This is a genomic window from Bacillus sp. AC266 (genome assembly GCF_979253805.1).
The window spans coordinates 141,441-154,314 of record NZ_CEEDEC010000003.1 but is presented as its reverse complement, the minus strand read 5'-3'; the positions used below and the strand labels follow the sequence as shown (position 1 = coordinate 154,314).

Here is a 12,874-nt window from a genome sequence, read left to right as displayed (position 1 = left end):
AAGCTTGGAGAGATTCCAAGCTTTTTTATGTATGGGTAATTGTCATAGCAACTTGTTTATCCAAGTCTGGGTCCCAGACACGCTGAATTTCAAACGTACCTTTTTCAAAAAATAATGGGAATCTCTCTTTAAACCAATCTTGCATAGGAAGATTGAGTGCTGTATCAATTGGCACCCATAATAATTCGCCTTCAGGAGGATTCAAAAGGAGTTCACCTTCAAATGAATCTGTCCAATAGTTAAATACCATATATCGAACATTTTCCTTAGGATTTACATATTCGTCTAACCCCTTGAAAATTAAATTAGAAACGTGGAGTCCGGTCTCCTCTTTCGATTCTCGTATAGCAGCTTGTAATATGCTTTCTGGGAAATCTACTTTTCCACCAGGAGCTATGTAGCCAGGAAAACCTCGATGGTCGGGGCGTTTTATAAGTAAAGCGTCATTATTTCGCTGGATCATACACATTGTATAGATGCGGTGCTCGATATTATGAGAATTTTGAGGCATAATAATGTATTCTCCTTTATCTTTTTTTGATAATTTTACCATAATATAATAGTTTCTTATATAATTAAAAATAGAATATTATTAATTTTCAGTTATTTATTATAAAGTCTATAATCATTTGAAAAGAGGAGAGAGATATGCAAGGAGAAATACCAACAGAGAAAAATTTAGGTTATGTCGGTAAATTGTTATTGCCAGTTAAAGTGTCACCGCACTTTAAGTTTTTATGGATTGGGCAATTACTTTCGACTTTAGGTAGTTCGATAACGATGGTTATTCTGCCAGTCGTTGTGTATTCATTAACTGGTTCAACAGTTGTAATGGGAATGACTATGGCAATATACATGCTTCCTAATATTCTTGCGTTACCGTTTGCTGGATTAGTCGTGGATCGAATTGACCGGGTGAAATTGATGTTATTTACAGATATAATTCGCTGTATATTAATGCTCTTATTTGCAACACTTATATTTATGGACATTTTAACAATTCCACTTTTATATGTACTTGTTGCATTATATGGACTTATGGAAGGGATATTTCAGCCGGCATATTCAGCTGTAAGAGCGAAAGTATTTGTACCGGAAATTCGAAATGCAGCTAGCGCATTAACGCAAATGAGTAATCAGGGTATACGATTAATTGGACCGGCTCTTGGAGGGTTGATAGTATCAGTTACATCTGCAGGGATAGGCTTCGGACTAGATGCAGCAACGTATTTGTTATCATTTTTATGTTTATTATTTTTAAAAGAAATAAAGTTTAATAAAATACAGAAATTTGAAAGAAATAAAGTCAATTACAAACAAGATTTTATGGAAGGGATTCTTGTTCTAAAAAGCCATCCGTGGTTGTGGATTACTATTCTAGTCTTTTCTTTCGTTAATATTTGTTATGCAGGCATTATCGTTGTATTAATTCCATGGTTGTTTAATGTTCATCATCATTTTGAAGCTTACGTATATGGATTGGGTATGGCTGCTTCTGGTGCTGGAGCTGTAATTGCAGCGCTAATTTTTGGTGGGAGGCAGCAGTGGCATAAGAGAGGATTACTTGCGTATGGCGGTGTTTTAATAAGTGGAATGGCACTATTAATTATGCCTTTCGTTTCTTGGGCACCTGTCTTAATTGGATTAATGGCAATTGAAGGATTCGGTATTATGATATTTGGGCTCATTTGGGAAACAAGTTTACAAGAGCTTGTACCAGAAGAAGCATTTGGAAGAGTGGCAAGCCTTGATATGTTAGGTTCATTTGCTTTATTGCCATTAGGATATGTGGTTGTAGGCTGGTTAGCTACTGTAATAGGTGGAAAGATAACAATTATAATGCTAGCTATTTTAGTACTCATAACAATTGGAATGGCATTGTCTGTACCAAGTATTCGGCGGTTCGATTGATTATGTAGGCAAAAAGGGGGGGATGGTATATGACTATAGAAAATCTACATGATTTAGTAGTACATGAGTTGGGATGTAAATACGTTTTGGGAGAAAAGGTATTTGAAGCAAGGAATTTCACGGTGTATATTGCTACTCCTATAGAAAATAAAATGACATATAATCGATTCATCTTAATTAAGCATTTGTCTAATGAAGAGCCTTCCGTACATGTTTGGGACAAAAAAATATGTGTAGACGCTACAAAAATACATATTGCAAAAGAAGTGACAGAAGCAATTCAATCGGGTTTTGTAAATAAAGAGTAAGCCCTAATCAAATTAGGACTTACTCTTCATTAAACACAAATGTTTGCTTCATTTTTTTACTCTCATGTACTGGATGACCGTTGTAAGAGAAATTCTTTTCTTCCCAAGTAATGACAACTTTAAAATTATGGCTATTAAAGTCTAATGGGAATACCATGTAGTCAAAGCTTGTATGACTTTTTGAAACGTTGTTATTAGATGAAGTAGGATTAAAGGTAGCTTTAGATGTAGGTGTGTTATCAAGTATTTCCACCGATACATTTGCAACATCATTACCAATATTTTTTAAGAGTAAACTATACGTATCATATACACCTTGTTTTGGCTGCACGGCTTGCTTGTTTGAGTTATGAGATTTGTCAATTTCGATATACCACTGTTTAGACTTTGACGCAATTGGTAGTGATTGAAATGTGTATGCACTAGCTTGTATTGGTAGTGCTAAGCAGATTAGTGCAAAGAGAGAAAATATTTTTCGTTTCATCTTTAGAGAGCTCCCATTCTTTAAAGGATTTATTTGTTATTATCTTCTCTTAGTGAAAAAATATACCATATAATGTAAGGGGGTATTGTAAATAAGAGAGGCTGTTTTTTTTATCTTATAAAAAGAATATGCTAAAAATTCTGTATAAAACGTTTATTTAATATAGTTAAACATGCTAGAATAAATTGAAAGCGATTTCTTATATAGAAATAAGAAAATGCTTTCTGAAGGGGGAGGGGATAGAAGTGATTACATTTTTAGTGTCAATCGTCGTATTGATAATCGGTTATTTTACATATGGAAAGTTAATTGAAAAGATATTTGGAGTAAATTATTCGAGAAAGACACCGGCTTATGTGAATCAAGATGGGATAGATTATGTACCTATGGATAGGCGAAAGAATTCTATGATTCAATTACTTAATATTGCAGGTACTGGTCCTATATTCGGACCAATATTAGGTGCTTTATATGGTCCAGTTGCATTTGTCTGGATTGTGATAGGAGCGATTTTTGCAGGAGCCGTTCATGATTATCTTACAGGGATGATTTCTATACGAAATAAAGGGGCGCATATTCCTGAATTAGCAGGGAAATTTTTAGGGAATGCAATGAGACATATTGTAAATGTTTTTTCATTGTTACTTTTAGTATTAGTAGGAACTGTATTTATAACAACGCCAGCATCATTACTTGATATTGTATTGCAAGGAAAATTGTCAATAACTATTATTTTATCTGTAATTTTCATATATTACATTTTATCGACTATCTTACCGATTGATAAAATTATTGGTAAAATTTATCCGGTATTAGGTGCATTATTGCTAATAAGTGCTATTGGCATAGGGGGAATGATGATAATAAAAGGTTCTCCTATTCCAGAGCTAACGTTTGAAAATATGCATCCAGACAATGCACCTATTTTCCCATTATTAATGTTGACGATTACGTGTGGTGCCTTATCAGGATTCCACGCAACACAATCACCAATTATTTCACGTACACTTCAAACGGAGAAACATGGCCGTTATGTATTTTTCGGTATGATGATTGCAGAAGCGATAATTGCAATGATCTGGGCAGCTGCGGCAATGAGTATTTTCTCTTACGGTGAATTAAATGAGCTAATTAAATCGGGTACACCAGCTGCGGTTGTAAGTGAAATCTCGAAGACGATGTTAGGTGCTGTGGGTGGCACAATAGCTGTTCTTGGTGTCATTGTATTACCAATTACATCTGGAGATACAGCATTCCGTGCGGCACGTTCTATTATTGCGGATTACTTCCATTTCAATCAAACAAAATTAAAAAATCGCTTAATTATTGCGATTCCATTATTTGTTATTGCATATGGTTTAACGAAAATTGACTTTACACTATTATGGAGGTATTTCTCTTGGGCTAACCAATCGACTGCAGCCATTGCGTTATGGATTGGAACGATGTATTTATTTATAAAAGGAAAACAGTATATCGTTTCTTTAATTCCAGCGATATTTATGACGCTCATGACAGTTGTTTATATTTTAAATGCAAAAATTGGTTTTAATATTCCGCTAAATACATCGTATATTGTAGGTGCGGTTATTACAGTTATTTTAACTGCTGTATTCTTTATGAAAGCTGTAAGGAATAGAAGAGAGAATATTGAGGTGGATGTACAATTAGAGAAAGAAGCTGTGTAGAGATTTTCTACACAGCTTTTTTGGAACAAGAAAAAATTACCAATAAATATGTTAAAATAACATTGTCATATAACAAGGGGGATTCGTTTGATGGAAAAAGAGCATCTTGCTAAAGTAGATTTAACGAAAAAAATTGAATCAAAATCTAAGTACAATAAGAAACTTGAAAAATATCAAATGCGCTTATTGGCACTACAGCAAATATTAAAAGAAGAGAAAATAGCCGTTATGATGGTTATGGAAGGTTGGGATGCGGCAGGTAAAGGCGGAGCGATTAAGCGAGTAACTGAACATCTTGATCCGCGTGGATTCCAAGTAAATCCAATTGGGGCGCCTGCTCCTCATGAAAAACGGTATCATTATTTACAACGTTTTTGGCGGAAACTTCCTCAATATGGGCAAATTACTATATTCGACCGTTCATGGTATGGGCGTGTATTAGTTGAACGTGTTGAAGGTTTTGCTACAAAAGAAGAGTGGACGAGAGCGTATGGTGAAATTAATGATTTCGAAAAACTATTAACTGATGATCATTACATAATAGGAAAGTTTTTCTATCATATTAGTAAAGACGAACAGTTAAAGAGATTTACAGAAAGAGAGAACAACCCTCTTAAAAGGTGGAAAATTACAGATGAAGACTGGCGAAATCGTGAAAAATGGGATGAGTATGTCGAAGCAATAGAAGACATGTTTGAAAATACAAATAAGCCGAATGCAAAATGGCATATTATCGCGAGTAATGATAAATTATACGCCCGTTTGAAAACATTGAAAGTAATTATTTCATTAATTGAGGATTATTTCTTAGAGCATAATATAGAATTACCTTCTTATTATAATGAAATAAAAGAAGGAAAGAAAAAGAAAATTGAATCTGTGCAAGATGCAGGAGTCAAATAGTAAAAAGGTTTGTATAGGAAATATGAAGGGAAGCTGTCTTTTAATTTGGTAAACCCAAATTAAAAGACAGCTTTTTAGTTGGAAGTATTTTATATATTTATATAAAGCGAGTGTACCAATTATTTTAGTTTGTGCTGTAGTAAGTTTGTTGTTTTAGGAAGGGGAAACTTTAAGAAAGAGTAGTAGGGGAATAGGCTAAATATGAATCGCATTTTAATTATGGAACGTTAGCTGCCAAAAAAATTTATAGAATTATTTTGGGAACTCCTCGGTAATGGGCGAAACGTAAACCGTGGAGTTCTTTATTTTGTGATTATAGGCATATGTATCACTGTCATTAAATATTTGCTTTCATTCATTATCCGTCAAGATCAAGTTTTCGAAGTTTAGAAAGATAAACTAAATAATATTAATAAGATGTATAATTGTTTTTTACATGTCATGAATGGGCACGTATCAAGTTCAAATAACGGATGCATAATATTATTTTCATAGGATTTTAAATATATTTTTCAAAGGGGTGTTCTTTAAATGTTTATAAAACCTATAAATTTAGCGATTCGATTTTTTCTAGAATTAGGTGCTCTTGCATCACTATGTTACTGGGGCTTTCAATTTTGGGAAAGTGTATATGTGAAATTTATTTTTGGCATTGGCTCACCACTACTTTTTGCGACAATATGGGGGATTTTCATTGCACCTAAAGCATCATTAAAACTGCCAGAACCATATAGGTTTATGTTGGAAATCATATTGTTTGGAGTTACCTCAGTTGCTCTATATGTTGTTGATCAAATAACCTTAGCTATTATTCTTGGAATGGTATTTGTAATAAATCGTACTTTAATCATTATTTGGAAACAATAATTTTTTGCTAAGTTTCTTCACGAAAGGAACTTAGCATTATTTAAGATGTAGGAGTAACGAAATATGGATAAATTTAAGCGCTTTCAATTTTGGGATTTTGTTGTTTTATAGTACATTAACAAGAGATATTAGTTTCATAGGAAGGGTGAGGAAATGATAGATATAGCAGATGCTTTAATAAGTAAGCGTATGTATACAGAAGAAGAGCAACAAAAATTATATAAACGAACGTTAATAATCGTAAGTATTTCACAAATGTTTGGCGGAGCCGGGTTAGCCGCTGGAATTACAGTAGGTGCACTTCTTGCGCAGCAAATGCTTGGGACGGATGCGTATGCAGGATTACCGGCTGCTATGTTTACAATGGGATCTGCGGTAGCGGCTTTCTTTGTTGGGAAGTTATCGCAAAAATATGGTCGCCGAATAGGACTTGCAACAGGGTTTATAGTAGGAGGACTAGGAGCTATTGGAGTTGTATTGGCTGCGTTAACAAATAGTATTATTCTATTACTAGTTTCTTTACTCATATATGGTGCGGGTACAGCGACGAATCTACAAGCTCGTTATGCTGGTACCGATTTAGCAGATAAGAAACAACGAGCAACTGCTATTAGTATTACGATGGTTATGACGACTTTTGGTGCGGTAGCTGGTCCAAATTTAGTAGGCGTAATGGGAGATTTTGCCCATTCAATTGGAATTCCTAACCTTGCTGGTCCGTTCATATTATCAGCAGCGGCATTTATACTTGCGGGTCTTGTACTTTTTGTTATGCTTCGTCCAGATCCGTTAATTATTGCTAACATAATAGAAACATATAAACAAGAACATACATATAAAGGGCAACCAGTAACAGAAGAAATGATAGAAAATAAACGTGGTGTTACTGTTGGAGCAATCGTAATGATACTTACTCAAATAGTGATGGTTGCGATTATGACGATGACGCCAGTTCATATGGGGCATCATGGTCATGGTTTAAGTGCAATAGGGCTTGTAATTGGTTTTCATGTAGGTGCAATGTATCTTCCGTCTCTCGTTACAGGAATGTTAATTGATAAAATCGGCCGAACTACGATGAGTATAGCTGGTGGAGTAATTTTACTAGCGGCGGGTGTCATAGCTGCGATAGCGCCGAGTGATTCTTTATTATTATTAATTGTTGCTCTGTCTTTACTTGGGTTAGGGTGGAACCTCGGTTTAATAAGTGGTACAGCTCAAATTGTTGATGCAACTATACCTTCTACACGTGCAAAAACACAAGGAAAAATAGATGTATTTGTTGCGTTAGCTGGAGCTTCTGGTGGAGCGATGTCAGGTATGGTAGTAGCTAATTCAAGTTATGCGGCATTATCATTAGCGGGAGGGGCTGTAGCCTTACTGCTTATTCCAGTTGTGATATGGTCTCGGACAGGTGAATAAGCCTAAGATAAAAGAAGCAGCATTCAAAGGGAGGTAATCAATCTTTGAATGCTGTTTTTTGCGATTAACTAATAGTTTAACTGGAATCGTTGATATAATTTCATTTACCGTAATGTTAGTTGTATAAAAGGAAATTTCAGTTTAAATCCCACTCCACAATAAGCCCTAAATGCATACATCCATCGCCAAATCCCTGCAGTAAAAATGTATCTCCATTATTTAATTTTCCTTCTTTTCTAAATCGTTATTAGATAATATTTGATCTGGAACATAAGTACCAATTGCAGTAATACGAGATTGAGAATTCATAAGAACATCTCCTAACTTATTTTTTATAATCGATACTAATATTAGATCGTAAAAATATTGATAAAGATTTTCTGTTTAATAAAATTAATATATTTTAATAAACGGAAAGGGATTTGAGGAGTGATGTCCAAATAATATACGGAAAGCTTCTAAATTTGATAATGAAGGGGTTTGAGATTCTTGAAAAGAATCGTATATGTATTGTCTCTTGTTTTAATTTGTAGCTTTACTTATTTTATTTTACCAGAGAAATCTTATGCTTGTGATTGTACTAAAGCATCACCAGAAGAGAGGTTACAACAAAATGATGTAGTGTTTGAAGGTAAGGTATTAGAAGTTCAAGAGAAGGACGGAAGAATGAAAACATTATTTGAAGTGAAGAAAATTTGGAAAGGGACAAGTTCTTCGCAAATTATTATATATACAAGCAGTAGTAGTAGTAGTAGTAGTAGTTGTGCGTTTCGTTTTGCAGAGGGAGGAGAGTACCGAGTGTTCTCTTCTCATAGAGGAGAAGTGAAACTGTTGGAGACATCTAGCTGCAGTGGAACGAAGAGATTAGATGAGGCAGAGATAGAGAAAATGGCTTTACGTCATATTGCAAAAGAGTCTGTTCCGAAGAAGAAAGTGGATTTAAAAGATGAAATGGTAAGCGGTTTAAGTTGGTGGCAAGTAACTATCATTTCTATAGGTGTGTTATTGTTAATTGCTGTTGTTATTTTTATTGTGAGAAGAACTCGCAAAAAATGACGATTAAAGTAAAAATATAAAGATTTTCTTTCGGTTTCTATAGGTGGTTTAATCTTGTGAAAGCGAATTACTTATGCTACACTTTATGTAACTTAAAATGAACGGAGGGGCTTCCTTTGATCTTAATCAGATTACGTCTCAATACTTTGTGCCAATAATTGAATAGCGCTCAAAGGCTCTGTCTGTGTACAGAGTGAACGGGATTGGTCTGCCTATTTTAAAGGAACCCTTTATTAAGCTTATATGTGAAAAAGAGGGAGGGACGAATACGCCCTCTTTTTGTTTTGCCTTTATAAATAGAATGGGATAGTATAGGTGAACACTTGTTGGATACGTATACTATCTTGGGACTTTTTGACCATGTATAGGACGAAAGCACTGCTTTCTTCTATTTCTTTGGTGAACCCTTATCCGTTTACGAAAACACAGGCAGTGACCTGTGTTTTTTATTTTGCGTAATCGAAATGGAGGAATAAATATATGGAAGAATTATTACAAAGAGCAATATTAGTTGGAGTGAATTTAGGTAAGGAAGCTGATTTTGCATATTCGATGGAAGAGTTAGCAAATCTTACGGAAGCTTGTGATGTGGAAGTAATCGGTCAAGTGACGCAAAATTTACAACGAGTAAATCCGTCGCATTATATTGGAAAAGGGAAGATTGAAGAAGTAGCAGCGTATGTGAAAGAAGCAGATGCAAATATGGTCATCTTTAATGACGAATTATCTCCTTCACAAATTCGAAATTTAGAAGAGGATTTAGATTGTAAAGTAATTGATCGTACCATTTTAATTTTAGATATTTTTGCGCAACGTGCGAAAACGAAAGAAGCGCAGTTGCAAGTAGAAGTGGCCCATCTTCAGTACATGATGCCTCGTTTAATCGGTCTTCGTGAATCTTTAGGAAGACAAAGCGGGGGAGTTGGCACGAAAAATAAAGGTGTCGGTGAGAAGAAGTTGGAATTAGATCGTCGTAAAATTGAAGAACAAATTGCGGCTCTAAATAAAGAATTAGAAGCACTTGTTGCACAGCGCCAAACGCAGCGTAAACAACGTAAGAAAAATGAAATTCCAGTTGTGTCGTTAGTAGGATATACGAATGCAGGTAAATCAACGATAATGAATACAATGCTTGAAATTTTTAATGGTACTGTAGAGAAACAAGTATTTGAAAAAGATATGTTATTTGCGACGTTAGAGACATCTGTACGAAATATTGATTTGCCGGATAATAAATCATTTTTATTAACGGATACTGTTGGATTTGTAAGTAAATTACCGCATCATCTTGTGAAAGCATTCCGTTCAACTCTAGAGGAAGTGGCGGAAGCAGATTTACTTATTCATGTTGTAGATTACTCAAATCCCAATTATGAGCAATTAATTGATATTACAAATGAAACGTTAAAGAAAATTGGCGTGGAAAATATCCCGACGATTTATGCATACAACAAATCAGATTTGGTAGATGTTGAAATTCCGAAAGTGCAAGAAGATCGCGTTTATCTATCTGCGAAGAAACATGTTGGAATTGAAGAGCTTGTAGAAGTAGTTCGTTCACACATTTATAAAGAGTATACGAAGTGTGAAATGTTAATTCCGTATGATCAAGGGCAGGTAGTTTCGTATTTCAACAATCATGCACACGTTTTATCTACGAGTTATGAAAACGAAGGTACGAAAATGGCACTAGAATGTAAGACGAGTGATTATGAGAAATATAAGCGTTTTTCTATTTAATAAAAAAAGGCGATCCTAATATGTTTTAGGATCGTCTTTTTCTTCATAGTTGCAAGCCTTCCTTTCGTCCTGCCTTAGTATAAAAGAAAATACAAAGAGTTCATATAAATAAATCCGACAAAGCACATAGAAAAAATATATTTTTTTAGAAGTTGAATTTCTGGAAAAAGAAATGAAACCAGTATAGAATAGAAATGTTTCAAAACTCAGAATTTATTCTGATTAAAGTCTAAATTTATTACAATAACTGTAATAAATATACATTTTGTACAGGAAGGAGAAATACACATATGCAGGCAGTTTCACAAAAAAATACAGTAGAAACACCGACAATATATCGAATATTATTTGCGATTAGTTTCGGACATTTTTTGAATGATTCGATGCAAGCAGTTGTGCCAGCGTTGTTTCCTATTTTGGAAAAAACGATGAATTTATCCTATATGCAAGTAGGGTGGATTGCGTTTGCGTTAAATATGACGTCATCGATTATGCAGCCGGTTTTTGGGATGTATTCAGATAAGAAGCCGTCACCATTTTTATTACCGCTCGGTATGTTTTCGAGTATGCTTGGGATGATTGGACTTGCATTTGCACCGAACTTTATAGTTGTTATTATTTCTGTTTTATTTATTGGATTAGGTTCCGCGGTCTTTCATCCGGAGGGCGCTCGTGTTGCTTACATGGCAGCCGGTGCAAAAAGAGGTTTAGCACAAGCGATTTATCAAGTGGGGGGAAATACAGGGAATTCTCTAGCACCTATTTTTACAGCATTAATTTTCGTTCCGCTCGGTCAAATTGGTTCTTTAGGTTTTACAGCCTTTGCAGCAGTTGGAATTGTATTACTAATTTTCGTATCAAATTGGTATAAAAATGAATTAGCCACTGGTGCTGTAAGAAGGAAAAAGAGGGCTGCACTTGAGGCTGAAAATGCGATTGTAAGTACGCACATTAAATTTGTTATTATACTTCTTGTTTTTCTAACATTCGTACGTTCTTGGTACGGTGCTGGTATCGGGAATTTCTATCAATTTTATTTAATAGAGCATTACGGTTTATCTATAAAAAATGCACAGTATTTCGTCTTCGCTTTTATGATTGCTGGTGTATTAGGCACTTTCTTTGGTGGTCCGCTTGCGGATCGATTCGGTAAGAAAAAGATTATTGTCTTTTCAATGCTCGGTTCAGCGCCACTTGCACTATTGTTACCTCACGTTTCTCTTATGTGGGTTGTACCGTTATTTTTATGCATTGGATTTATTAGCTCTAGTAGTTTTAGTGTAATCGTTGTATATGCACAAGAACTTGTTCCAGGGAAAGTTGGAATGGTGTCAGGATTAATTGTCGGTCTTGCGTTTGGTCTTGGAGCATTAGGTGCTGTAGTCCTTGGGAAATTGGCTGATATGTATAGTCTTCAGTTTATTATGCTATTATGTAGTTGTTTACCATTAATTGGACTGACTTCATTGTTACTGCCAAATGATAAGAAAACGATAGAATAGGAGATGTGCTATGAAAGTATGTGAAAACGTTACAGAATTAATAGGAGATACACCTGTCGTTCGATTATCTAAATTTATTCCAGAGGACGCGGCGGATGTGTATGTAAAACTGGAAATGTTTAATCCGTCACGCAGTGTGAAAGATCGTGCTGCCTATAACTTAATTCATATTGCCGAGGAACACGGCCTCATTAAGCCGGGTGATACAATTATTGAACCGACAAGTGGAAACACAGGAATTGGCTTAGCGATGAATGCAGCTGCTAAAGGATATAAAGCTATTTTAATTATGCCAGATAATATGTCCAAAGAGCGTATTAATTTATTGAAAGCATACGGAGCAGAAGTAGTTTTAACACCAGCAGAACAAAGAATGCCAGGAGCAATTGCGAAGGCGGTAGAGTTACAAAAAGAAATTCCAAATAGTTTTATTCCGCAGCAATTTGAAAACCCAGCAAATCCGAATATTCATCGTTATACGACTGCACTTGAAATTTATGAACAAATGGATGGAGAACTTGATGCATTTGTAGCAACCGCAGGAACAGGCGGAACAATTACAGGGACCGGTGAAACGTTAAAAGAGAAACTACCAAACTTATATATTGCCGTAGTAGAACCGAAAGGATCACCAGTGTTATCTGGTGGTGTTCCAGGCCCTCATAAACTAGTCGGAACAAGCCCAGGGTTTATTCCCAAAAACTTAAATACAGAAGTGTATAACGAAATTATGCAAATTGCAGATGAAGAGGCATTAACTACAATGAGGAACTTGGCAAGACAAGAAGGATTACTAGTAGGGCCATCTTCAGGAGCTTCTGTTTACGCCGCAATAATGATAGCGAAGCGTTTAGGTGCTGGTAAAAAGGTTTTATGTATTGCACCTGATACAGGGGAACGTTATTTGAGTATGGGATTATTTGAATGAAAATGATAGAAACCCCTTAATGGTGAAATAGAGCTATTAAGGGGTTTGTTGTAGGTTATTAAGAG

12 protein-coding genes and 1 pseudogene are annotated in these 12,874 nt (G+C 35.2%); 10 read left to right on the top strand and 3 right to left on the bottom strand.

What is annotated here, in order from left to right:
• Nucleotides 1-25 precede the first annotated feature (25 nt).
• Nucleotides 26-511, bottom strand: a complete 486-nt coding sequence (locus AC0IXC_RS13960; RefSeq protein WP_326996428.1) for an 8-oxo-dGTP diphosphatase — start codon at nucleotides 509-511, stop codon at nucleotides 26-28.
• A 137-nt stretch (nucleotides 512-648) separates the two neighbouring features.
• On the opposite strand from AC0IXC_RS13960, the gene AC0IXC_RS13955 reads away from it, so the two are divergent.
• Entirely contained in the window at nucleotides 649-1,911 is a 1,263-nt protein-coding gene (locus tag AC0IXC_RS13955; protein ID WP_326996429.1) for an MFS transporter, read from the top strand.
• A gap of 29 nt (nucleotides 1,912-1,940) precedes the next feature.
• The gene (locus tag AC0IXC_RS13950) at nucleotides 1,941-2,219 is read left to right on the top strand and encodes a hypothetical protein (protein ID WP_002135550.1); all 279 of its coding nucleotides are present in this window, start codon (nucleotides 1,941-1,943) and stop codon (nucleotides 2,217-2,219) included.
• A 19-nt stretch (nucleotides 2,220-2,238) separates the two neighbouring features.
• On the opposite strand, the gene AC0IXC_RS13945 is transcribed toward AC0IXC_RS13950, so the two are convergent.
• Nucleotides 2,239-2,703 carry a hypothetical protein gene (locus AC0IXC_RS13945; protein ID WP_002086342.1) on the bottom strand — a complete coding sequence of 155 codons (465 nt, stop codon included), beginning with the start codon at nucleotides 2,701-2,703 and terminating at the stop codon, nucleotides 2,239-2,241.
• Between the two features lie 245 nt (nucleotides 2,704-2,948).
• On the opposite strand from AC0IXC_RS13945, the gene AC0IXC_RS13940 reads away from it, so the two are divergent.
• From AC0IXC_RS13940 to AC0IXC_RS13925, 4 genes are all read left to right on the top strand, one after another.
• Nucleotides 2,949-4,391 carry a carbon starvation CstA family protein gene (locus AC0IXC_RS13940; protein ID WP_326996430.1) on the top strand — a complete coding sequence of 481 codons (1,443 nt, stop codon included), beginning with the start codon at nucleotides 2,949-2,951 and terminating at the stop codon, nucleotides 4,389-4,391.
• 90 nt (nucleotides 4,392-4,481) lie between these two features.
• Nucleotides 4,482-5,294 carry a polyphosphate kinase 2 family protein gene (locus AC0IXC_RS13935; RefSeq protein ID WP_326996431.1) on the top strand — a complete coding sequence of 271 codons (813 nt, stop codon included), beginning with the start codon at nucleotides 4,482-4,484 and terminating at the stop codon, nucleotides 5,292-5,294.
• Nucleotides 5,295-5,825: 531 nt separating this feature from the next.
• Nucleotides 5,826-6,161 (top strand): YrdB family protein, encoded by a 336-nt coding sequence (locus AC0IXC_RS13930; RefSeq protein WP_326996432.1) that lies wholly within the window; start codon nucleotides 5,826-5,828, stop codon nucleotides 6,159-6,161.
• A gap of 153 nt (nucleotides 6,162-6,314) precedes the next feature.
• Nucleotides 6,315-7,583 (top strand): MFS transporter, encoded by a 1,269-nt coding sequence (locus AC0IXC_RS13925; RefSeq protein WP_326996433.1) that lies wholly within the window; start codon nucleotides 6,315-6,317, stop codon nucleotides 7,581-7,583.
• A 231-nt stretch (nucleotides 7,584-7,814) separates the two neighbouring features.
• Here the strand turns inward: AC0IXC_RS13925 and AC0IXC_RS13920 are convergent.
• Nucleotides 7,815-7,892 (bottom strand): annotated as a pseudogene (locus AC0IXC_RS13920) (3-oxoacyl-ACP synthase); the annotation flags it as partial.
• A gap of 180 nt (nucleotides 7,893-8,072) precedes the next feature.
• Here AC0IXC_RS13920 and AC0IXC_RS13915 point away from each other — a divergent pair.
• The 4 genes from AC0IXC_RS13915 (at nucleotide 8,073) to cysK (ending at nucleotide 12,809) form a co-directional block, all read left to right on the top strand.
• Nucleotides 8,073-8,639, top strand: a complete 567-nt coding sequence (locus AC0IXC_RS13915) for a cobalamin biosynthesis protein CbiN (RefSeq protein ID WP_471652973.1) — start codon at nucleotides 8,073-8,075, stop codon at nucleotides 8,637-8,639.
• 480 nt (nucleotides 8,640-9,119) lie between these two features.
• The gene (gene hflX, locus AC0IXC_RS13910; RefSeq protein WP_002012171.1) at nucleotides 9,120-10,379 is read left to right on the top strand and encodes a GTPase HflX; all 1,260 of its coding nucleotides are present in this window, start codon (nucleotides 9,120-9,122) and stop codon (nucleotides 10,377-10,379) included.
• A 290-nt stretch (nucleotides 10,380-10,669) separates the two neighbouring features.
• On the top strand, nucleotides 10,670-11,881 hold the full coding sequence (locus tag AC0IXC_RS13905) for an MFS transporter (protein ID WP_002168666.1): 1,212 nt from the start codon (nucleotides 10,670-10,672) through the stop codon (nucleotides 11,879-11,881).
• A 10-nt stretch (nucleotides 11,882-11,891) separates the two neighbouring features.
• A complete protein-coding gene (cysK, locus tag AC0IXC_RS13900; protein WP_002189164.1) occupies nucleotides 11,892-12,809 on the top strand; it encodes a cysteine synthase A in 918 nt (305 codons plus the stop codon).
• The last annotated feature ends 65 nt before the right edge of the window (nucleotides 12,810-12,874 follow it).